The organism is Variovorax sp. Varisp85 (genome assembly GCF_047304045.1).
Taxonomy (GTDB): domain Bacteria; phylum Pseudomonadota; class Gammaproteobacteria; order Burkholderiales; family Burkholderiaceae_C; genus Variovorax.
This window is the reverse complement of record NZ_JBGLYN010000005.1, coordinates 53609-76853: the sequence shown is the minus strand read 5'-3', so window position 1 is coordinate 76853 and position 23245 is coordinate 53609. Positions and strand designations below refer to the sequence as shown.

Annotated in this window: 13 protein-coding genes; 7 read left to right on the top strand and 6 right to left on the bottom strand. The window is 69.4% G+C overall.

What is annotated here, in order from left to right; all coding sequences use genetic code 11:
* The first annotated feature begins 45 nt into the window (after positions 1-45).
* The 3 genes from ACCC97_RS03805 (at position 46) to ACCC97_RS03795 (ending at position 14979) form a co-directional block, all read left to right on the top strand.
* Positions 46-7278 (top strand): hypothetical protein, encoded by a 7233-nt coding sequence (locus tag ACCC97_RS03805; protein WP_413331660.1) that lies wholly within the window; start codon positions 46-48, stop codon positions 7276-7278.
* On the top strand, positions 7259-14167 hold the full coding sequence (locus ACCC97_RS03800) for a beta strand repeat-containing protein (protein WP_413331629.1): 6909 nt from the start codon (positions 7259-7261) through the stop codon (positions 14165-14167). The genes ACCC97_RS03805 and ACCC97_RS03800 overlap by 20 nt, the downstream gene beginning before the upstream one ends.
* Before the next feature lie 83 nt (positions 14168-14250).
* Positions 14251-14979: a glutathione S-transferase gene (locus tag ACCC97_RS03795; protein WP_007837340.1), complete on the top strand. Its 729-nt coding sequence runs from the start codon at positions 14251-14253 to the stop codon at positions 14977-14979.
* On the opposite strand, the gene rsmI is transcribed toward ACCC97_RS03795, so the two are convergent.
* Positions 14976-15926: a 16S rRNA (cytidine(1402)-2'-O)-methyltransferase gene (gene rsmI, locus ACCC97_RS03790; RefSeq protein ID WP_413331627.1), complete on the bottom strand. Its 951-nt coding sequence runs from the start codon at positions 15924-15926 to the stop codon at positions 14976-14978. The genes ACCC97_RS03795 and rsmI overlap by 4 nt on opposite strands.
* A gap of 46 nt (positions 15927-15972) precedes the next feature.
* Here rsmI and ACCC97_RS03785 point away from each other — a divergent pair, with 46 nt between their 5' ends.
* The 3 genes from ACCC97_RS03785 to ACCC97_RS03775 all read left to right on the top strand — a co-directional run bounded on the left by ACCC97_RS03785 (position 15973) and on the right by ACCC97_RS03775 (position 17927).
* On the top strand, positions 15973-16350 hold the full coding sequence (locus tag ACCC97_RS03785) for a YraN family protein (RefSeq protein ID WP_007837338.1): 378 nt from the start codon (positions 15973-15975) through the stop codon (positions 16348-16350).
* Positions 16351-16479: 129 nt separating this feature from the next.
* On the top strand, positions 16480-17124 hold the full coding sequence (locus ACCC97_RS03780) for an SIS domain-containing protein (protein ID WP_413331626.1): 645 nt from the start codon (positions 16480-16482) through the stop codon (positions 17122-17124).
* The gene (locus ACCC97_RS03775; protein WP_007837336.1) at positions 17121-17927 is read left to right on the top strand and encodes a BON domain-containing protein; all 807 of its coding nucleotides are present in this window, start codon (positions 17121-17123) and stop codon (positions 17925-17927) included. The genes ACCC97_RS03780 and ACCC97_RS03775 overlap by 4 nt, the downstream gene beginning before the upstream one ends.
* 147 nt (positions 17928-18074) lie before the next feature.
* Here ACCC97_RS03775 and ACCC97_RS03770 read toward each other — a convergent pair whose 3' ends face one another.
* The 3 genes from ACCC97_RS03770 to ACCC97_RS03760 all read right to left on the bottom strand — a co-directional run bounded on the left by ACCC97_RS03770 (position 18075) and on the right by ACCC97_RS03760 (position 21461).
* Complete coding sequence (locus ACCC97_RS03770; RefSeq protein WP_413331624.1) at positions 18075-18983, bottom strand: NAD(P)-dependent oxidoreductase; 909 nt, start codon at positions 18981-18983, stop codon at positions 18075-18077.
* Positions 18984-19144: 161 nt separating this feature from the next.
* Complete coding sequence (locus ACCC97_RS03765) at positions 19145-20281, bottom strand: PilT/PilU family type 4a pilus ATPase (protein WP_007833325.1); 1137 nt, start codon at positions 20279-20281, stop codon at positions 19145-19147.
* A gap of 136 nt (positions 20282-20417) precedes the next feature.
* A complete protein-coding gene (locus ACCC97_RS03760; RefSeq protein ID WP_007833310.1) occupies positions 20418-21461 on the bottom strand; it encodes a type IV pilus twitching motility protein PilT in 1044 nt (347 codons plus the stop codon).
* Between the two features lie 51 nt (positions 21462-21512).
* Between ACCC97_RS03760 and ACCC97_RS03755 the strand changes: the two genes are divergently transcribed.
* Positions 21513-22217, top strand: a complete 705-nt coding sequence (locus ACCC97_RS03755) for a YggS family pyridoxal phosphate-dependent enzyme (protein WP_007833309.1) — start codon at positions 21513-21515, stop codon at positions 22215-22217.
* Positions 22218-22229: 12 nt separating this feature from the next.
* Here the strand turns inward: ACCC97_RS03755 and ACCC97_RS03750 are convergent, their stop codons facing one another.
* Both ACCC97_RS03750 and ACCC97_RS03745 read right to left on the bottom strand, forming a co-directional pair.
* A complete protein-coding gene (locus tag ACCC97_RS03750) occupies positions 22230-22697 on the bottom strand; it encodes an Lrp/AsnC ligand binding domain-containing protein (RefSeq protein ID WP_007833308.1) in 468 nt (155 codons plus the stop codon).
* Positions 22698-22844: 147 nt separating this feature from the next.
* Positions 22845-23177, bottom strand: a complete 333-nt coding sequence (locus ACCC97_RS03745; RefSeq protein ID WP_413313256.1) for a DUF4148 domain-containing protein — start codon at positions 23175-23177, stop codon at positions 22845-22847.
* Between the last annotated feature and the right edge of the window lie 68 nt (positions 23178-23245).

Below are 23245 nucleotides of genomic sequence, written 5' to 3'. Positions count from 1 at the left end.
GGGGCCGACGGAAGGTTTCGCGGAGTGCAATTCTTGTCTGATTCAATGAGCGTGAGCGGCAGCTCGCATCGATGGCGCCGCGCCCGCGCCACGCTCGCGATCGGGCTGGCATTCCTCCTTGCTCCGGCTGCGGTGCTGGCCGCCCCCGCCCCCGGCGGCACCGTGATCCGCAACGTGGCAACGGCCACCTACGTGCCGGCCGGATTTGCCCAGACCGAAACTTCCAGCTCCAACAGCGTGGTGGCGAACGTGCTGCCGGTCGAGGCGCTGGTGCTGACGCAGGACCAGACCGTCACGCGTCCGCCCGCCACCGTCGTCACGCTGAGCCACCTGCTCACCAACACCGGCAACGTGCCGTCGAGCTACATGCTGGGCTTTGCCAACAACGCCGGCGGCTGCGCGGCCGACACGCTGGACCTTTCGGCCCTGCGGGTGGTGCGCGACACCAACAACAACGGCGTGGTGGACCCCGCCGATCCGGTGCTTCCGCTCGGCGCCGGCGCTGCGCTGGCGCTGCAGCCCGGCGAGACGGCCGCGCTGCTGGTGCAGGGAACGATCCCGGCGAGCGCGAACGGTGTCGCCTGCACCGCATTGACGGCCACCACCGCGCTGCAGAACCTGAGCGCCACCAACCGCGACGTCGTGACCGTCGGCGACGTCGCGGTGATCTCCATCACCAAGGCCGCGAGCTATCCCGGCATCGTCGTGCCGGGGCAGACGCGCATCGACTTCACCGTTTCCGGCACCAACATCGGCGCCCGCGATGCGCAGCCCGCCAACAGCGCCGCGCCGGCCGGCACGCCGGTGCTGGTGAACGGCGCGCCGGCCAGCCTCGTGCTGGTGCGCGACCTGGTGCCAGCCGGCACGCAGTACATCGCCGGCACGCTGCAGAGCACTGCCGCGGGCGCGGTGCGCCTGTTCCGCCTGCCGGGCGATCCGGCCTTCAGCTACCGCACCGCGGACGATGCCGCCGCGATCGAGGTGGCGATCGGCGTGCCCACTCCCGTGTCGCGCAATGCATCGATCGCGATGCAGTTCGCCGTGCGGGTCAGGCCGGACCAGACCGGCGACATCCGCAACACCGCGCAGAGCTACTACAACGACGGCGTCGCGCTGGCGGTGTCGCCGTCCAACACGGTGCTCATCACCACGAGCCAGAGCCGCATCGGCGTTGCCAAGGCCGCGTCGGCGCCGCGCCCGAACCGCGGCGCCGATGGCCTGCTCGACGGAACCGCCACGGTTCGCTTCAGCGTGGACATCCGCAACTACGGCGCCGTGTGGCTCTACGGCGTGCAGGCGGCCGACCTGCTCGAAGGCAGCGGTGCCACTCAGTTCGGCAGCTACACGACCGCGGCGGTACCGGGGCCGAACCAGTACACGGTGGTGGCCGGCTCGATCGGCATCGCGGGCAACCAGGGCAATGGCGTGAGCGGCACCGTGGCTGCGGCCAACGCTGCCTTCACCGGCACGCCGGCCGCGCAGAACCTGCTGGCACCCGGGGCCGTGCTGCCGGTCGGGGCGCGGTTCACGGTGCAGTTCGATCTGCGCATCAACCTCAGCGGCCGCACCGGCACGCTGCTGAACAGCGTGCGCGCACAGGGCGCGCTCACGCCCGGCGGCGCGCCCGTGGCTTTCGACGATTCGGTCGATGGCGCCGACCCGGACCCGGACGGCGACGGCAACCCGAACAACAACAGCTCGCCAACGCCGGTGTCCATGGAGCTTCCCTCGCTCACGCTCGTGAAGAGTGTCTCGCTGCCGCGGCGCATCGGGCAGGGCGTGTACGAACTCGACTACCGGCTGCTGGTCACCAACACCGGTATCGCCCCGGCGCCGCACGTGCGCGTGATCGACAACCTGAACTGCACCTTCGACATGGACAAGCCGGACGGCTCGGTCGCGTCCTGGGAGCTGGTCGGTGCGCCCAAGGCGCGCAGCGGACTGCTCGACGTCGCGGGAAGCTTCACCGGCCGCGCTACCTGCAACCGCGGCGCGCTCGCCAGCAGCGATCCCTTCCAGCTGCCGACCGAGGCGGTGCTCAGCCTGAGCGACGGCAACCGCGGCCTGGCGCCCGGCCAGAGCGAGCAGATCGGCTTCACGGTGCGCATCACCGAGAAGGCCGGTGCGGTGGGCAGCCGCGTGGCGGTCACCAACAAGGCCTGGGCCGCGGCCTTCGACCAGAACACCATCAACGTCACGCCCGCCATGCTGGTGGCGGCCAGCGCGAGCTCGGTGCAGTCGCTGCTGGCTGATCCGGCAGGCACGGTCTACAACGCGGTGACGCGCGAGCCCGTTGCCGGCGCGGTGGTCACCTTCACGCGGCAGTCCTGCAGCAGCGGGGCCGCGACGCCGATCACGGCGGGGGAGATCTTTGGCGGCTCGTCGGGCGCCTATACATTCAATACGAACGGCAGCGTCTCGATGACCACGGGCGCCGACGGCAGCTACCAGTTCTTCCTGCAGTCGCCGCCGGTCACCGGCATGTGCACCTACTCGCTCGGCGTGGTGCCGCCGGCGGGCACCGGCTATGTCTACCCGTCGCAGCTGATCCCGGTCACGGCCGGCACTTTCTCGGGCTGCGGCCAGATCGCGCCCAACGCCACGCCGCCCAAGGGTGCCGATCCGACGACCCACTACTTCTCCGTCAACGCCGGCTTCAATGCCTCGGGCGCGGCTTGCGACATCGTGCACAACCACATCCCGCTCGACCCGGGCAACGTGCTCGGGCTGGTGCTGCGCAAGGACGGCAGCAAGCGCCAGGTGGAGTTCGGCGACTTCATCGACTACGCACTGACCGTGACCAACAAGACCGGATTCCCGGTCACCGGCGTGCGCTTCAGCGACAGCCTGCCGCCGGGCTTCGCCTATGTGGCCAACAGTGCGCGCCTCAACACCGCCGCGGCCGGCAACCCGGCGGGCGGCGCGGGCCCGCAACTGGTCTTCGACTACCCGACGCTCACCCTCGGTATCGACCAGGCGGCCGTGGTGCGCTACCGCGTGCGCATCGGCGTGGGTGCGCCCACCAATGGCGACGCCGTCAATCGTGCGCGCGCCTATTCGGGGCCGCTGCAGTCCAACCTCGCGAACTGGACGGTACGCGTCACGGGCGGCGTGTTTTCCGACGACGCCTTCCTGTTCGGCAAGGTCTACATGGACTGCAAGGCGGACGGCAGGCAGGAAGGCGCCGACGAGATCGGCGTGCCCGGCGTGCGCCTGTTCATGGAGGACGGCACCAACGTCGTCACCGACGTGGAGGGCAAGTGGAGCCTCTACGGCCTCAAGCCGCTCACCCACGTGCTGCGCCTGGACCAGACCACGCTGCCGCCCGGCGCCCGCCTGGAGCTGCTGGACAACCGCAATGCCGGCCGCCCCGAGAGCCGATTCGTCGACCTGAAGAAGGGGGAGTTCCACAAGGCCAACTTCATCATCGGCAATTGCGGCGACCAGGCCGTGGTGGCCGACGTGGTGGCGCGCCGCGCCGCCATTGCCGCGATCCCGGACACCGAGGCCGAGGCCCAGGTGCGGCTGCGCCTGAATCCGGAAGGACAGATCGTTGCAGTGGGCGATCTCCGCTCGCTGCCGGCCAGCGGCCAGGCGCTTGCGAGCGGCAGCAGCGGCTCGACCATGGCGTCGTCGGCGCCGCTGATCGCGATGCCCGATGCGCCGGCCAACGCCAGCAGCTTCGTCGGTGCCGCGTCGGGCAGCATGAGCGGCACGCTGGGCGCCACCGCGCCGGCGGCCGCGACCCCGGCCGGAAGCCTGTTCGCCGCGCTCAACGGCCTGCCGGCCGCTGCGCAGGGCGCTTCGGCCGCGGGTGGCGCGGCGGCCGGCATCGGCGCCTTCGCCAGCCGGCCCGTCAACACCTCCGCCGCCATGCTGGCGCCGCGCAGCGCGCCGCTGCTGCCGCAGGCCGCGCCCAGCCCGATCGAGCTGGAAGTGCTGCTGCCCGAGCTCGACGGCAACGCCCTCGGCTTCCTCGGCCTGAAGGAAGGCGACACCGTTCCCGGCCAGTCGATCAACGTGCGCGTCAAGGGCGAGTCCGGCGTGGCGCTGCGCCTCTCGGTCAACGGCCAGGCGATCGACGAACGACGCGTCGGCAAGAAGACGCAGCTGCCGTCGAAGAGCATCGGCGCCTGGGAATACGTCGGCGTGGTGCTGCAGCCCGGGGCCAACCGCCTGCAGCTCGACGCGGTGGACGATTTCGGCAACGTGCGCGCCACGCAGCGGATCGGCATCGTCGCGCCGGACAAGCTCGGCGCCATCCAGGTCGACTTGCCCGAGCTTGCATATGCCGACCTGCGCACCCCCGTGGCTGTCAAGGTGCGGCTGGTCGACGCGGCCGGCGTGCCGGTGACCGCGCGCACCCAACTCACCCTGGAGACGGACCGCGGCCGCTGGCTCGACGAGGACCTGAACCCCGCCGAACCGGGCACGCAGGTCTTCATGGACGGCGGCGCGGCGGAGTTCCGCCTGCTGCCGCCCGGCGAGCCGGGCGATGTGCGCCTGCGCGTGAGCGCCGGCAGCTTTGTGAAGGAAGTGCGGTTGGCGTTGCTGCCCGAGATGCGGCCGATGCTCGGCGTGGGCATTGTCGAAGGCGTGCTGGACTTCACCAGGCGCGGCAGCGTACCGCTCGGCGCCATGCCTGCCGGCGCCGCGTTCGAGGCAGAGTTGACGGGCCTTGCCGACGAGCGCAAGGACCGCCGCGCCGGCGCCCGCGCCGCCTTCTTCTTCAAGGGTGCCGTCAAGGGCGACTACCTGCTCACCGCCGCCTTCGATTCCGACAAGACGCGCGACGACCGGCTGTTCCGCGACATCCGGCCCGACGAGTTCTACCCGGTGTACGGCGACTCGTCGGTCAAGGGCTTCGACGCGCAGAGCACGCAAAAGCTCTACGTGCGCATCGACAAGAACCGCTCCTTCCTGCTGTACGGCGACTTCACCACCGCGAGCAGCACCGAGGTGCGCAACCTGAGCCAGAACAACCGCTCGCTGACCGGCCTCAAGCACGTGTACGAAGACCGCAATGTGCGCGCGACCAGCTATGTCTCGCGCACCGCGCAGACCCAGCAGGTGGAGGAATTCCGCGCCGTCGGCACTTCCGGCCCCTACTACCTGAGCGCCACCAGCGGCGAGTTCGTCGACAACAGCGAGCAGGTCGAGGTCGTGGTGCGCGACCGCAACCAGCCCGACGTCGTGCTGCAGCGCACGCCGGTCACGCGCTTCGTCGACTACACGGTCGAGCCGCTTACGCGCCGCATCCTGTTCACCCATGCGATCGCGTCGGCCGATGCCAACCTCAACCCGCAGTCGATCCGCGTCACGTACGAAGTCGACAGCGGAGGCCCCAAGTTCACGGTGGCCGGTACCGACGTGCAGGTCAAGGTGGCGGAGCGCCTGCAGCTGGGCGTGGTCGCCAGCACCGACCAGAATCCCGAGAACCACCGCAACCTGCGCGCCCTGACGGCGGTGGCCCGCATCGGCGACAACACCACGGCCGCGGCCGAGCTGGTTCGCACCGATTCCGATGCGAAGGGCAAGGGCGAGGGCACGCGCCTCGAAGTGCGTCACCAGGACGAGAAGCTCGCGGTCGTGGCGCTGGCCGGCAAGACCAGCGCGGGCTTCGACAACCCCGGCGCCAGCTTTTCCGCAGGCCGCACCGAAGCCTCCGTACGCGCCGAATACAAGATCGACGCAAGCACTGCGGTGCGCGCCGAGATGATCTACAGCAAGGACGCCCTGCTCGAAGGCGACCGCAAGGGCGCTACCGCGAGCGTGCAGAAGAAGTTCGGCGACACCCTGGTCGCCGAAGTGGGCCTGCGCCAAGGCCAGCGCAGCAGCGGCCTCGCCTCCGGCTCCGGATTCGACTACGGCGAGGTCTCCACCTCCACCGGAAGCCTAGGCAGCCGCGTGGGTGCCAACAACGTGACCGCACTCGGTGCGGCGGCCACCGCCAATGCCGACAGCGAGAGCCTGACCACCGTGCGCGCACGCCTGTCGGCGCAGGTGCCCGGCGTGCCGCTGGCCCAGGTCTTCGTCGAAGGCGAGCAGGACCTGCACGATTCCGCTCGCCGCACGCTGGCCGTTGGCGGCAACTACGCCATCACCGACAAGACCCGCGTCTACGGCCGCTACGAACTCGTCTCCAGCCTCTACGGCACCGACGGACTGAGCGCGACGCAATCCAACAACGTCGGCATCCTGGGCATCGAGAGCAACTACATGGAGGGCGGCCGCGTCTACAACGAGTTCCGGCTCGCCGACAGCATCGACGGCCGGGCCGCGCAGGCGGCGACCGGCGTGCGCAACACCGTGAAGCTCACCGACCGCTTCAGCGTGACGGGCGGCCTCGAGCACACCCGCCAGCTGGGCGGCTACGCCAACAGCGCGAACAGCGGCACCGGCTATGCGGGCGGTCTCGGCCAGTCCACCGCCATCACCGCCGGGGTCGAGTACCTCACCGACACCTACAAGCTCAGCGGCATCCTCGAAGGACGCAAGGGCGACGATGCCGACACCCGGCTCTTCAGCGCCGGCTTCGGCTACAAGATCAGCCCCGCCTGGAGCCTGCTGGCGCGCAGCGTGGTGAGCGACAGCGAAGGGCAGGGCACCAATGCAGGCAACGAGCGCCACCTTCAGCGCCACCAGATCGGCATGGCCTACCGCCCGGTGGACACCGACAGCTGGAACGCGCTGCTGCGCTACGAGCGCCGCTCCGAGCGCATCGTGGGGGGCGGCAATGCGGCTGGCGCGTTGAACGGCGGCAGCGCCTTCGGCAGCGATTCCGGCAACAGGAGCCTGCCGGGCAGCACCAGCGCCGACATCGTCTCGGCCCACCTGAACTACAACCCGCAGCGCGGCAGCGTTCTCAGTGCGCGCTACGCGGGCAAGATCTCGCGCGCCGACGACGGTTTCCTGGCGAGCCGCTACTGGGCCCATCTGCTGCATGCGCGCTACACGCGCGACATCAACAAGGACTGGGACTTCGGCATGCAGGCCGGCGTGCTCTACGGCAAGGGCGGCGCGCTGCAGAAGACCGCGGGCGTCGAACTCGGCTACCAGGTGGCCAAGGACCTGTGGGTCTCGGCCGGCTACAACTTCGTCGGCCTGCGCGACCGCGAGCTGACGGCCAACGAATACACCAGCAAGGGTGCCTACATCCGGCTGCGCTTCAAGTTCGACGAGACGGGGTTGGGCTTCGCGTCGGCCAGCGCCCCCGCCGCATCGGCCTCTCGAAAAAACACGGATCAGGCAAGCGAACATGCAAAGACTCAAGATTAGGCTGCGCTCGCATGCGGCCGCCGCGCGGCGATGGCTGTTGCTCGCAGCCTGGCTGCTGTCCTTTCCGCTTCTCGGGCATGCGCAGCAGGTGCTCGTGCCGCAGGGGGCGGTAAGGCTCAACGGCACCGTGGTGGGCACCAACGCCGGCCAGGTCGTGCAGACGGTTTGCGCCAACGGCTTCCCCACAGGACTGACCATGTGGGAGCGCATCAACGGCCCCGAGGTCAGCGGCACCTTCGCCAACCTGACCGGCGGGTTGCGCGCGGTCGAATTCGGCTGCACGCCATTCACCGTGAGCGAAGGCGCTGGCGCGGCGACCATCGCGTTCGGCTCGTCGGCCTCGGCGGGATGGTGGGGCCGACCGATCAACGGCATGACGCAGCGCGGTCCCCAGGTCTGTCCGGCCGGCACCGTGATTGCCGTGCTCGGCGGCTTCGACCGCATGTTCAACGGCGCCTCGGGCAACATCTATCCGACGCAGATCACCTTCGTCTGCCGCCCGGTCATGGTCACCGCGGGCGACTGGTTCCAGGCGGCGTCCAGCGGGGGCGCGAACTTTACGCTGGGCCTCACCGCGGACGACGGCGGCACGGGGCCGGGCTCCGCGGTGCCCGGGCCCGTGAACGCCGAAAAGACGGTCTGCCCGTTTTCCGCGACGGGCACCTGCAGCGGCCTGGTCGACACCGGCGGCGGTGAACTGATCGACGGCTTTTCCGGCGTGAGCGGCAAGTTTCCCGATGCGCGCGTTTCGCAGCGCATCAGTTTCGTCAATTACGCGTGGGACCAGACGCTCGGCAGCAGCACGAACACGGCCGCCTGGCGCCCGAGCGTTGCCGGCGTGGTCTTCTATCCGCCGGGCGTTTCCAACAACACGGCGCGCTACCAGCAGACCTACGAGACCTACACCTCCGCGGGCACCAACTACAGCGGCAACGCCCTGGCGCCGACCGGGACCAACAGCAACAGCTACTCGAAGACCGGCACCTGCGCGACCGCGCACGCGCTCGGCACCAACGAGGACTACACCTGCTCGAACATCATCACCGGCCGTCCGGACCTGCAGGTTCAGGTGGTCGTGCCGAGCGACGCCTGGACCAGCTACGGCCAGCAGCGCAACGTCAGGCTCATCGCCAAGAACTTCGGCCCCGCGCCGACCACGGGCTCGGACAACTCGACCGCGGTGCTGACCCTTCCGGCCGGATGGGACACGGGCACCTTGCCCGCCAACTGCGCGAAGGCCGGTTCGCCCGTGGTGGTGACCTGCCAGGTCAACCCCACGCCGCTGGCTGCTTCCAGCGGCCCGAACCTGGCGGACGGCGGCGAGGCCGGCTTCGACATTCCCGTGTTCCCGCAGCCCAGCGTGGCGACCGGCAGCTACTCGGTTCCCAACGGCGCCAAGGTGTGCGTGCAGGCCGCGACGCCTGGCGCCACGCACTTCTGCACGGTGCCCAACGACGCGGATCCGAACAACGACGATGGCGTGAACGTCAATGAAACGGCGACCCTCGTGCTCGCCTACAACACGCCGCCCAAGGTGGCGCCCAGCATCACGACCACCGTGGTCTCGAACGGCGGCGTGGGGTCGTTCAGCTACCTCGGCAACAACGGCGCGGCCGCCAGCCCCATCGTCACGACTTCGCCAGGGGTCGGGGCCTCCGGACCCGCCAAGTTTCTGACCACGCCCGCAATCTCGACGTTCATCCTGCAGAGCTCCGCGCCAGCCGGCTTCGTGCTGACCGGCATCAGCTGTACCGGCATGGCGCCGGGCGGCACCGCGACCTACGATCTCTCGACCCGAAGAGTGACCTTCGATGCGGCCGCCACCGACTACGGCGCCACCATCTTCTGCACCTTCACCTACACCCGCGTGGCCGTGACCGTCAGCAAGGTCACCGAAGGCGGCACGGGCAGCTTCGGCTTCAGCGGCACCAATGGCTTCACCGCGCAGGGCATTGCGACCACAGCGGCCGGCACGCCCGTGGCCGGTGCGCAATCGGGCCTCACCACCGTGGGGGCTGCCACCACCATCACGGAAGACGCGCCGCCCGCCGGCTGGAGGCTCAAGAGCATCGTCTGCACCGGCATGGGCGCCGGCGGCACGGCCACGCCGGACCTCGCAACGAGGTCCGTTGCGCTGAATGCCGCTGCCACTGCGGCGGGCAGCAACATTGCCTGTACCTTCACCAACTCGATCGAGCCGCAGCTCAATCTGACCAAGACCGCCAGCGCGCCGAGCTTCGCGGTCGGCACGCCGGCCAGCTACACGCTGACACTCGCCAATACCGGCCCGGTCGCCACGACCGCCGTGACCACCATCAGCGATACGGTGCCTGCGACGCTGACGCTCGGCACCATGCCCGCCGGCTGCACTGCCACCGGACAGGCCGTGAGCTGCACGGTGCCCGCGGGGCTCGCGGCCACCACTGGCAGCGTCTCTTTCGTCATTCCGGTCACGCCGCTGGCCGGCGCGGTGCCGAGCGTGGACAACACCGCGACCGCCAGCGGCGGCGGCGATCCGGCCTGCAACGCCGCGGGCAACTGCACGAGCAGCGTGACGACCCCGGTGCTCGCGCAGCCCCGCATCACGGTGCGCAAGACCAAGACCAACGTGACGGGCACCCAGACCTTCGGCTACACGCTCACGGGTGTCACCAATCCGGCGGACAGCATCGACGTGACGGCGCTGTTCACGCCGCAGGCCTCGGCCACGGTCCATCTGGGCACGGCCGGAATCGCGGCGACGGTGCAGGAGTCGAGCGTGCCCGCGGGCTGGCCGGCCAATCCGGTCTCGGCGTCCTGCCTGGACTCGGCGGCCGCGACCAGCGGCAATCCCGCGACCGAGCTGGCGACGTTCGCCGGCAACACCGCGACCCTGCCCGCGAGCGCGATGCGGTCCGGCGCGGCCATCACCTGTACCTTCACCAACACCGCGGCCCCGGTGATTGCCGTGGACAAGACCGCGCCCGCGACCGTGGCAGCCGGCGGCAACATCGCCTACGGCCTGAACCTGGCCAACACGGGCGCGGTGGACTCGGGCACCTCGCTCGTCGTGAGCGAGCAGTTGCCGCCGGGCGTGGTGGCCACGTCGGCCGTGGCCGGCACCGGCGTCACCTCGGTGAACTGCGGCACGCTGCCCAGCGCCGCCGGTGCACTGCTCAGCTGCACGATGACGCTGCCTGCCGGCGGCATTCCGGCCTCCACCGGTGTGCGCGGCTTCACGCTGAACGCGACCGCGCCGATCGCGGCAACCGGCACGGTGCTCACCAACTACGCCAGTACCAGCACGAGCGGCGTGGGTGCGCCAGCCACGGCAGCCGGCGCGGGCTGCGTGTCCGGCAACGGCGTGAGCTGTGACAGCGCCCAGACGAGCATCGTCGTCGGCTCCGGCACCGCCAGCCAATCGGGCCTGCGCATCGTCACCGACAACCAGCTTGCCAACGGCGCGGCACAGGACGTGCTCGAGGTCTTCATCCGCGACGCGGCCGGCAACCCGGTTCAGGCCGGCACGGTGGTGAGCTTCGGCGCGACGCCGAACGTCGCCTTCAACGGCGGCGCGGTGGGCGCCGCCGGCAGCTGCACGACCACGGCGGCCGCGACCTGTCAGGTGACGGCCACCTCCACCGTGGCCGCCGTCTACAGCACGACACAGGTGACGGTGGGCGGCGCGGTCCTGAGCGGCAGCTTCAGCGTCGGCGCCAACAGCTACCTGCCCAGCCCGCAGCCCTACAGGTTCGGAACCATGCCGACGGTGACCATCCGCAAGACCTCGCTCGGCGGCACCGGCACCTTCAGCTTCACGGGCACCAACGGCCTGGCGGCGACCCAGAACATCACGACCACGGTGGACGGTACGCCGGCCAGCGCGGCGACGCGTTCGCTCGCGGCAGCCAACACCGCCACGACCATCACCGAGGGCGTGCCGCCGGGGACCTATGCGCTGGTCGATGCCTCCTGCACCGGCATGGGCGCCGGCGGGACGGCCTCGCGCAACGGACGCGTGCTCACCCTGGACGCAGCCGCGACCGCGCCCGGCAGCAACATCGTCTGTACCTTCACCAACACCGCCGACACCAATCCGCCTTCGCCGCCCATCGCGCCGACGGTGATGTGCTCGACCAATGCGGCGATCTTCAACACGGGCTTCGACGGCCCGGTCGGACCGCCGCTGACGACGGGCCGCGATCCGGTATGGGAGTCGGGTATCGGCGCGGCGACGGGCGGGCCCGGCACCGTCGCCACCTGGGCGCGCTCCTACGTCGGCAACAAGGCGCCGACGGCCTGGATCGCCTCGCCCTTCGGCAATGCCAACTGGATCTCGCAGTACCAGACCACGCACGCCGGCAATGTCGACATCTACCACCGCTTCACCTTCAACATGGCGGCGTCGGTCAACCCGGCGAGCTTTTCTTTGAAGCTGGACTTCTATTCCGACAATTCGGTCGCCGAGATCTACGTCAACGGCGTGCTGCAGAGCGTTGGAGGCGTGCCGCAGGGCGGGGCGACCCCGTACACCTTCCGCGGCTTCGACCCGGGTGCCGCGGCCAGCGCGACGCTGGCGAGCAACTGGCAGTCCGGGTCGAACACGGTGGTCGTCCACATCAAGAGCGGCGCCCCCTACCAGGGCTTTCTCGCCCAGGCGACCACCAGCGCGCTCTGTTCGCCGGCCACGGTCACCTTGCAGAAGACCACGACCGGCGGCACCGGCGGCCCCTTCAGCTTCACGTTGACCAACACCACCCAGGCAGCCGGCAGCGTCAGCACCGTGGCCGCCGGCACGCCGGCGCAGGTGGACGGCAACACGGCAGCCGCGGGCACGCAGGCCTTCACCGCCAGCGCGAACGGCGCGGTCATCAGCATCACCGAAGCCGCGGTGCCCGGCTGGAACCTGGCCGGTGCAACCTGTACCGACGCGGGCACGCCGGTGGGCAGCCTGGGCACCGGGGCGAGCGGCCGGACCTACACGATCCCGGCGGCCAGCGTGCAGCTGGGCAAGTCGCTGCAATGCGTGTTCACGAATGCCGCATCTGCGAGCGTGACCATCCGCAAGGTTTCCGTGGGCACCACCGGCACCTTCGGCTTCACGGGCGACAACGGCCTGGCGGCGCAGAGCATCACCACCACCGCCGCCGGCACGCCCGCCGCGGGCGCGGCCCAGACCCTGACCACGCCCGGCGTGGCGACGACCATCACGGAAGATCCGCTGCCGGCCGACTACGTGCTGACGGGCATCAGCTGTACCGGCCTGGGTGCCGGCGGAGCCGCCACGCCCGATCTGCCGAACCGCAAGGTGACGCTGAGCGCCGCCGCCACGGCACCGGGCAGCAACATCGCGTGTACCTTCACCAACACCTATTCGCCGCCGTTTCCCCGGGTCCAGATCGTCAAGACCACCGTCGGCGGCGTCGGCGCCAATCTCTTCGGCTTTGCGCTCAGCGGCCTTTCAACGGCGACCGACAGCATCACCGTGACGGGCGAAGGCAGCGCGAACGGCGCCGCCAACATCACGGGCACCGCAGGAACCGGCGTCACCATCCGGGAAAGCTCGCCGGACGGCTGGCCCGCCAATCCGATGAGCGCCAGCTGCGTGGACGCGAACAGCAGCACGCCGACCGCCAAGTTCGGCACGCTCACGGGCAACCAGCTGAGCATTCCTGCTGCCAACATGGTGGCCGGGGCGGCCATCACCTGCACCTTCGTCAATGGCTACCCCAGGAGCGTGACCGGCCGGGTGTTCCTGGACAACGGCGTGGGCGCCGGAATCGCCAACGACGGCCTGATCAACGGCGGCGAGGCCGGCATCCCTGGCATCACCGTGCGCTTGACCGATTGCGGCGCCACCACGCTCGCAACGACGATCACGAACGGCAGCGGGCAGTACGCGCTGGGAGCGCCCCTCGGTCTCGGCTTGAACGATCCGGTGTGCGTGGAAGAGACCAACGCCGCTTCGCGCATCTCCACGGGCGCCTCGCTGGGCAGCGTCCCGCTGCGCTCCGGCCAGGCCGTCGCCATCGCCGGCATCAGCTACACCTACACCCGCAGCGGCACGCCGGATCGCATCGCCTTCACCTGGAACGGCACCGGCCACGCGGGGCTCAACTTCGGCGACGTGGACCGCAACACGCTCGCGGCCGACGGCGCGAAGACCGGCCAGCCCGGCAGCACGGTGAGCTATCCGCACACCTTCATGGCCCGGACCGCGGGTGCCGTGAGTTTCGACATCCCGAGCTCGATCGACACGCCTGCCGTCAGCGGCTGGAGCGGGAAGATCTTTGCCGACGTGGGCTGCACCGGTTCGCTGCAGGCGGGCGCCGCGCTGCTCTACCCGCCGGCCGCGCCGGTGAACGTCGTGGCCGGGCAGAGCGTCTGCATCCTGATGCAGGAGTTCATTCCCGCCAACGCGGCGACCGGCAACGGCAACGCCAGCGTCGTGCAGGCCAGCTTCGTGTTCACCAATGCCGGCCCGGCCCTGAGCGCCACCTACACGGTGACCGACACCACGACCGTCTCGACCAGCGCGCTGGAGCTCAAGAAGGAAGTGCGCAACGTGACGCAGGGTGGCAGCTTCGGCATCAACAACCAGGCGAAGCCTGGAGAGGTGCTGGAGTACCGCATCACCTACACCAACAACGGCTCCAGCCCGATCAGCGGCATGACGGTCAACGACACGACGCCGCAGTTCACCGCCTTCGTCACGGCGCAGGCGGGCACGACGCCGGCGACGCTCGCGAACTGCCAGAAGCGCACGCCCGCCAATCCGATTCCGGCGGCCACGGAGGCCTGCGCAACGGCGCAGACCGCGGGAGGCACGGGGGCGCTGAGCTGGCAATTCACGGGACCGCTGGACCCGGGCGCTTCGGGGGCTGTTCTTTTCACGGTCAAGGTGAACTGAGGCCGAAGAGATGCGGGCCGAATAATCCGGCGCTGCCGGCGGGCGCGATTGCAACCGCCCCGGCCTCATGACACCATGCCCGCATGCCCTACCAACTGCATTACTGGCCCACCATCCAGGGCCGCGGCGAATTCGTGCGGCTCGCGCTCGAGGCGGCCGGTGCCGACTACGTCGACGTGGCGCGCCTGCCTGAAGCCGAGGGCGGCGGCGAGTCCGCGCTGGGCCGGCGGCTGGGCGACCCCGACAGCGCGCGGCCCGCGTTCGCGCCGCCCTTCCTCGTCGACGGCGACATCGTGGTCGGACAGACGGCCGCGATCCTGCTCTACCTCGGGCCCCGGCTCGGGCTGTCGGGCGTGGGCGAATCAGACGGCCTGTGGACGCACCAGCTGCAGCTCACCATTGCCGACGTGGTCGCCGAGGCGCACGACACGCACCATCCGATCTCGACCGGCGCCTACTACGAAGACCAGCGCGACGCGGCCGTGCTGCGCGCACAGGCCTTTCGCAACGAGCGCATCCCCAAGTTCCTGAACTGGTTCGAGCGCGTGCTGCAGCGCAACCCCGCGGGCAGCCTGCACCTGGTGGGCGACGTGCTGACCTATGCGGACCTGTCGCTGTTCCAGCTGGTGGACGGTCTGCACTACGCGTTCCCGAAGGCCACGGCGCGGGCGCTGGCTGCAACGCCCGCGGTCGAGAAGCTGCATGCCAACGTCAGGCGGCGGCAGCGCGTGCACGACTACCTGCAGAGCCCGCGCCGCGTCGCGTTCAACGAGGACGGCATCTTCAGGCGCTACGCTGAATTGGACGGCTAGCCTTCCCCGGCCTCGTTGCGTATGCGCAGCGCCAATTCATACAGCGTGTTGCGCGGCGCGCCGCTGATCTCTGCAGCCAGCTTCACCGCCGTTTTCACCGGCAGTTCCGCCATCAACAGGCGCAGCACGCGTTCGCCTTCCGCGCCGCCGTCGCCGCTCACCGCCACCGGGTGCAGCACCAGCGCGAACTCGCCGCGAATGCGGTCGCGGTCGGCGCCGAACCAGTCGGGCAGGGTGCTGGCCGCCACCGTTGCGATTTCCTCGAACTGCTTGGTGAGCTCGCGGCCCACGGTGATGCGGCGCTCGCCCAGCGTGGCCAGTGCGCGCGCGAGGTTCTCGATGCGGTGCGGTGCTTCGAGCAGTACCACGGCGCGCGGCTCCTGCGACAGCGCCTGCACGGCCGTGTCGCGCTCGCCGGCCTTGCTCGGCAGGAAGCCCGCGAAGACGAAGGCACTGCTGCTGGCGTTGGCGTCGCCGCCTTCGGCCACCAGGCCCGCCGCGCCCACCAGGGTGGTCACGCTGCTCGCACCGGGCAGCGGCAGCACGCGCTGCCCGGCCGCGCGCACGGCCGCAGCGAGCCGCGCGCCGGGGTCGCTCACGCCGGGCGTGCCGGCGTCGCTGACGTAGGCGATGCGCTCGCCCTGCGCGAGCCGCGCGACCACGGCCTGTGCGGCCTCGGCCTCGTTGTGCTGGTGCACCGCCAGCAGTTGTGCGCCGGGGCGGTCGATGCCGTAGGCGCGCAGCAGGCTTTGCGTGTGGCGCGTGTCCTCGCAGGCGATGGCGTCCACCAGCTGCAGCACATGCAGCGCGCGCAGCGTGATGTCGGCCAGGTTGCCGATGGGCGTGGCGACCACGTAGAGCGTGCCCTGCGGATAATGCTGCGCACCCGCGGCGTCGCGCGCGGCCGCGAGGGCGGCGCCGAATGAAGCAGGGGCGAGTGAAGCCAAGGGGTTTCTCCGTCAGAACGAACAAGAAGATTGCAGGCAGGGAGCCATGAAGACAGACACCACAACGAAGCATCGCGGCGATGCGGCGGAAGACGCCGCGCTCGACCATCTGCAGGACGCCGGCCTCGTGCTGGTCGCGCGCAATTATCGGACGCCCGGGCGCGGCGGCGGCGAGATCGACCTGATCATGCGCGATCCGCGCCATTCGCCGCAGGGCACCCTGGTGTTCGTCGAGGTCCGCCAGCGCAGCACCGGCACGCACGGCGGCGCGGGCGGCAGCATCACCGGACTGAAGCAGCGACGCATCGTGTTCGCCGCGCAGCATTACCTGAGCCGGCTGCGCACGGTACCGCCATGCCGTTTCGACGTGGTGCTGGTCGAAGAGACAATCACCTGGCTCCCGGGCGCCTTCGACGCGAGTTGATCCAATCGAACACCCGTGGAGCAACCCATCCCATGCCGGGCACCCGCAAGTGACGCGAAGTGCGCGGAGATTCGGGGTGGGGCATTCCAAAACGTCTTGTTTCACAACCCCCAGTTATCATCCCGCCTCATGCTCGAGCAACGGATTCAGCAGCACTTCATCGACAGTGCCGACCTCAAGTACCAGACCGGACCGGTCCTCAGCAAACCCATCTCTCAAGCGATGCAGGCCATCCTGGCGTGCGTGACCAGCGGCGGCAAGGTGCTCGCCTGCGGTGCTGGCGTGTCGGGGCTGCTGGCGGCCCAGTTCGCCGCGCAGTTCGTGGGCCGCTTCGAACGCGAGCGGCCCGAGCTCGGCGCCATCGCGCTGCCCGGGGACACCACCGACCCCGAGGCCGACAGCGCGAGCGCGACGGACGTCGACCGCTTCGCCCGCCAGGTGCGCGCGCTCGGCCAGGCCGGCGACGTGCTGCTGGCGTTGAGCGCCAGCGGACAGTCGGCGTCGGTGCTTGCCGCGGTGGCAGCCGCGCACGAACGCGACATGACCGTGGTCGCGCTGCTCGGCAACGCCGTCTCGGGGGCGCCCTCGGCGCTGGCTGCGGGCAGCAGCGGTTCGGGCGGCGCCATCGGCCGTGCGCTGCGCGAGACCGATGTCCAGATCAGCGTGCCGCACGAGCGTGCGGCGCGCATCCACGAAATCCACCAGATCGCGCTGCATTGCCTGTGCGACGGCGTGGATGCCCAGTTACTCGGAGAACAGGAAGCTTCCTCATGACCATGACGACCATGACGATGACATCATCGACCCGGCGTTTCGCCCTGGCCCTCACCCTGGGTGCCGCGCTGGTCGCCGGCCTTTCCGCCTGCGTGCCGCTCGTCGTGGGCGGTGCGGCCGTGATGGGCGTGGGCATGGTGGCCACCGACCGCCGCAGCTCGGGCGCGCAGCTGGACGACCAGGGCATCGAGTTGCGCGCCGCGGCCCGCGTGCGCGACATCGCCAACGACCAGATGTACGTGAGCGTCACCAGCTACAACCGCCAGGTGCTGCTGACCGGCGCCGTGGGCAGCGAAGCCGACCGCCGCCGTGTCGAGGAGGAAGTGAGCCGCATCGTGAACGTGCGCTCGGTGGTGAACGAGCTGACCGTCGGCTCCTCGAGCACCTTCCAGGACCGCTCGAACGACCTCTACATCACCGGCAAGGTGAAGGCCTCGCTGCTCGACGCCAAGGACATCTTCGCCAATTCCTTCAAGGTGGTGACCGAGCGCGGCGTGGTCTACCTGATGGGCATCGCGACGCGGCGCGAAACCGACCGCGCCACCGACATCACGCGCGGTGTGTCGGGCGTGGTGAAGGTCGTGCGCGTGGTCGAGGTCGTGAGCGAGGCGGATCTGGCGGCCAGCCAGGCGGCAAACCAGGCTGCGGCGCAGCGCGGCGGCACGGGTCCGGCGCCGGTGACCTCGGCAACGCCGTCCGCGCCTTCGCCGTCGCCAGCGCCTTCTTCCTCCAGCTCGCGCGTGCCGCTGCCGCCGATGGAGCCGCTGCCCGCAAGCGGCGCGACGACGTCGCCGATCCGCTGAAGAACGAGCGCCGAACCAAAAATGCCCGCTGCTCGTCGCGGGCATTTTTCGTGGAACACCGCGGAACCGGCTTCGCCGGGCCGCAGGTGTTGCCCCCGGTAGGGGGAAGGCGAAGCGACACGGAGTGCGCGCAGCCTGGGGGCGAGCCTATTTCAATCGGATGATGAGGCTCGACGTGTCCCAGCGCCGCCCGCCGGCCTGCTGCACGTCGGCGTAGAACTGGTCGACGAGCGCCGTCACCGGCACGCGCGCGCCGTTGCGCTTGGCTTCGTCGAGCACGAGGCCCAGGTCCTTGCGCATCCAGTCGACGGCGAAGCCGTAGTCGAACTTGCCTTCGATCATGGTCTTGCCGCGGTTTTCCATCTGCCAGCTCTGGGCTGCGCCCTTGCTGATGACGCCGAGCACCGCCTCCATGTCGAGCCCCGCGCGCTGGCCGAAGGCGATGGCTTCCGACAGGCCCTGCACCAGGCCCGCGATGGCGATCTGGTTCACCATCTTGGCGAGCTGGCCGGCGCCGCTGTCGCCCAGCAGCGTGACCGCGCGCGAGAACGCCATGGCCACCGGCCTGATGTGCTCGAACACAGCCGCATCGCCACCGCACATCACGGTGAGCGCGCCGTTCTGCGCGCCGGCCTGTCCGCCCGAGACGGGCGCGTCGATGAAGTGCAGGCCCAACGCCTGAGCGGCCTTGGAGAGCTCGCGCGCCACGTCGGCCGAGGCGGTGGTGTGGTCGACCAGCACCGCGCCCTTCTTCATGCCGGCGAAAGCGCCGTCGTCGCCCAGCACCACGGAGCGCAGGTCGTCGTCGTTGCCGACGCAGCAGAACACGATGTCGGCGCCGGCCGCGGCTTCGCGCGGCGTCGGGGCGTGGCGCCCGGGTGCGCCGAATTCGGCGGCCCAGGCCTGCGCCTTGGCGGGCGTGCGGTTGTAGACCGTGACTGTATGGCCGGCCTTGGCCAAGTGTCCGGCCATGGGCCCGCCCATGACGCCGAGGCCAAGGAAGGCCACCGTCTGGGCGGGAACGGATTCGTAGGTGCGGGGGTTGATGCTGCTCATGGCCGACAGCTTAAAGCCAAGAAAGCCGATCCCATCAGGCATGAAACCCGCGCGATCCAGTCGCGAGACACCGCAGAACCGGCTTCGCCGTGCGGCAGGTGTCGCCCCCGGTAGGGGGAAGGCGAAGCGACACGAAGTGCGCGAAGCCTGGGGGCGAGCCCTTACACAATTGCGAAGTGCTCCGTGCCTGCCGACAGGTCGGTGCTGCGCGCGCGCTGGCTGTTGAGCTTGATCTGCAGCCGCAGGTCGTTCGCCGAGTCGGCGTTGCGGATCGCGTCCTCGAAGTTGATCGAGTGGCTCTCGAACAGGTCGAACAGCGCCTGGTCGAAGGTCTGCATGCCCAGGTTGCGGCTCTTGCGCATGATCTCCTTGATCTCGCCCACCTCGCCCTTGAAGATCAGGTCGGAAATCAGCGGCGTGTTCAGCAGCACTTCCACCGCCGCCACGCGGCCCGTGCCGTCCTCGGTGGGCACCAGGCGCTGCGACACCAGCGAGCGCAGGTTCAGCGACAGGTCCATCAGCAGCTGCGCGCGGCGCTCTTCGGGAAAGAAGTTGATGATCCGGTCCAGCGCCTGGTTGGCGCTGTTGGCGTGCAGCGTGGCCATGCACAGGTGGCCGGTTTCGGCGAAGGCCACCGCGTGTTCCATGGTCTCGCGGTCGCGGATTTCGCCCATCAGGATCACGTCGGGCGCCTGGCGCAGCGTGTTCTTCAGCGCGGCTTCCCAGCTGTCGGTGTCGATGCCCACCTCGCGCTGCGTCACCACGCAGTTCTTGTGCGGGTGCACGAACTCGACCGGGTCCTCCACCGTGACGATGTGGCCGTACGAATTTTCGTTGCGCCAGTCGATCATCGCGGCCAGCGTGGTCGACTTGCCCGAGCCGGTGGCGCCCACCAGGATGCACAGGCCGCGCTTGGTCATCGACACATCCTTCAGGATCTGCGGCATGCCCAGCCCGTCGATGGTCGGCAGCTTGGCGGGGATGGTCCGCATCACCATGCCGACCTTGCCCTGCTGCACGAAGGCGTTCACGCGGAAGCGGCCGATGCCGGTCGGCGAGATCGCGAAGTTGCACTCCTTGGTGCGCTCGAACTCCGCCGTCTGGCGGTCGTTCATGATCGAGCGCGTGAGCGCCAGCGTGTGCTGCGCACCCAGCGCCTGCTGCGACACCTTGGTGACCTTGCCGTCGACCTTGATGGCCGGCGGAAAGTCGGCGGTGATGAACAGGTCGCTGCCGCTGCGGCTCACCATGAGCTTGAGCAGGTCGTTGATGAACTGGCTGGCTTGATCGCGTTCCATGAGAGCGCTCCTTGATCTGTTTAGTTTGATGCTGCCGGCGGCCGACCGCCGGGCCGCCCCAAGGCGGCCGCGCCTCCCCCTTGGGGGGTGGAGTTACACGCAGCGCAGCGAAGTGAAAAGCCGGGGGGCTTCATGGCTAGCCTGGGAAGTTTTCTGGGATCTTCGCCTTGCCGCGGGCTTCTGCAGCCGAGATGGTATTGCGGCGCACCAGTTCCGTCAGGTTCTGGTCGAGCGTCTGCATGCCCGAGCCCTGGCCGGTCTGGATGGTGGAGTACATCTGCGCGACCTTGGCCTCGCGGATCAGGTTGCGGATGGCCGGCGTGCCCAGCATGATCTCGTGCGCCGCCACGCGGCCCTGGCCGTCCTTGGTCTTGCACAGCGTCTGCGAGATCACGGCCTGCAGCGACTCCGACAGCATGGCGCGGATCATTTCCTTTTCCTCGCCGGGGAACACGTCGATGATCCGGTCGATGGTCTTGGCCGCCGACGAGGTGTGCAGCGTGCCGAACACCAGGTGGCCCGTCTCGGCCGCCGTCATGGCGAGGCGGATGGTCTCCAGGTCGCGCAGCTCGCCCACCAGGATGGCGTCGGGGTCTTCGCGCAGTGCGGAGCGCAGCGCGTTCGAGAACGACAGCGTCATCGGCCCCACTTCGCGCTGGTTGATCAGGCACTTCTTCGATTCGTGCACGAACTCGATCGGGTCTTCCACCGTGAGGATGTGGCCGTACTCGTTTTCGTTGAGGTAGTTGACCATGGCCGCCAGCGTGGTCGACTTGCCCGAGCCCGTGGGGCCCGTCACCAGCACCAGTCCGCGCGGCTTGAGGGCGAGTTCACCGAAAATCTTCGGCGCATTGAGCTGCTCCAGCGTCAGGATCTTCGAGGGAATGGTCCGGAACACCGCGGCCGCGCCGCGCGCCTGGTTGAAGGCATTCACGCGGAAGCGCGCGAGGCCGTCGATCTCGAAGGAGAAGTCGACCTCCAGGAACTCTTCGTAGTGCTTGCGGTGCGTGTCGCTCATGATGTCGTACACCATGGCGTGAACGCCCTTGTGATCGAGCGCATCGACGTTGATGCGGCGCACGTCCCCGTTGACGCGGATCATGGGCGGCAGCCCTGCGGAAAGGTGCAGGTCGGAGGCTTTGTTCTTGACGCTGAACGCCAGCAATTGGGTGATGTCCACGGGGCTCCTCGGCTCGGTTCTGGTGACGTTTTGATACGATTTTGGACGATTATGACGATGATTGGCGACGACCTCCAGCAAGTAAACAACCGGATCGCAAAGGCATGTGTAACGGCCGGCCGCGCGCCCGCCGAGGTGAGGCTGCTGGCGGTGTCCAAGACCTTCGGGCCGCAGGCCGTGCGCGAGGCGCATGCGGCGGGCCAGTCGGCCTTCGGCGAGAACTACGTGCAGGAAGGCCTGGACAAGATCGAAGCCCTCGCCGACCTGCGCGCTTCCCTCGAGTGGCACTGCATCGGCCCCCTGCAAAGCAACAAGACGCGGCCCGTGGCCGAGCACTTCGACTGGGTCCACAGCATCGACCGGCTGAAGATCGCCGAGCGACTTTCTGCCCAGCGGCCGGCGCACTTGCCGCCGCTCGATGTATGCCTTCAGGTTAATGTGGACGGCGGCGCGAACAAATCCGGCGTGCCGCCCGAAGAGGCGCTCGCGCTGGCGCGCGCTGTGGCGGTCTTGCCACATCTGCGGCTGCGCGGGCTCATGGCGATCCCCGAGCCGGCGGCCGATTTCGAAGCGCAGCGCGCGTTGTGCCTGCGCGCGCATGCGGTGTACCAGTCGATCCGCGACGCGGGCATCGCGCTAGACACGCTGTCGCTCGGCATGAGCGCCGATCTTGAAGCAGCGATCAGCGCCGGCAGCACGATGGTGCGCGTCGGCACGGCCATTTTCGGCGGCCGCTCGTACGGCAAGCCGGCCTGACCGGCCCGTGTTTCAGATCCCCAGCGGCAGGCGCGCGCTGCTTTTCACTTCTTCCATCACCGCATAGGTCCGCGTCTCGCGCACGCCCGGCAACTGCCACAGCACGGTGCCGGCGAACTCGCGGTAGGCGGCCATATCGGCCATGCGGGTCTTGAGCAGGTAGTCGAAGCCGCCCGCGACCATGTGGCATTCCATGATCTCGTCGCGCACCTGCACGGCCGCCTTGAACTGGTCGAACACGTTGGGGGTGGTGCGGTCGAGCAGCACCTCGACGAAGACGGTGAAGCCGCGGCCCAGCTTGTGCGGATCGAGCCGCGCCTCGTAGCCCAGGATGAAGCCGTCGCGCGTGAGCCGCTGCACCCGCGCCAGCACCGCGGTGGGCGAGAGCGCCACCGCCTCGGCCAACTTGAGGTTGGTGATGCGGCCATCCTCCTGAAGGATCTTCAGCAGCCGGAGATCGATGCGGTCCAGGTCGAGCATCGGAGGATTATCCGGCTCGAATGTCAATTTCTTGCAGAAGATGCGGCCTATGGGCGCTGGCCATAGGAAATAGAACCAGGGAGTTGCCGGCGGCCTACCCTTGCCTACCCAACGCGCCGCATCTGCGGGGTCGATGAGCCGCGGTGCCTATCGCTCGCCGGACGGAATCGTTCCCTCCCGCATGGCCTTGATGGCCTCGGCCTCCACGGCTTCGCGCGTGGCGGGCTGGCCGGTGCGCGCCACGGGCCAGGGTGCGCCCTGGCTCACGGCGCTCCATGCGGGCTGGTTGCGCGCCGTCTCCAGTTCGGCGACGACGCGATCGCGCGACGGATCCAGCCTGGCATGGTCGGGGTGGCGCGTCACGCCGGCCTCGGTCGGCGCGAAGTGGTATTCGCTCGCGGCCGAAGCGGCCAGGGGCGCCAGCGCGGCGGCCGAAACGGCCACGGCGAGAAGGGGAAAGAGAAGTGTGCGGTGCAGCATGGTGATGGATGTCCCTTGGTTGTTCGCCGTCGCCGACATGGCGCCAGCCATGCCAGGCCTGGGCCGGC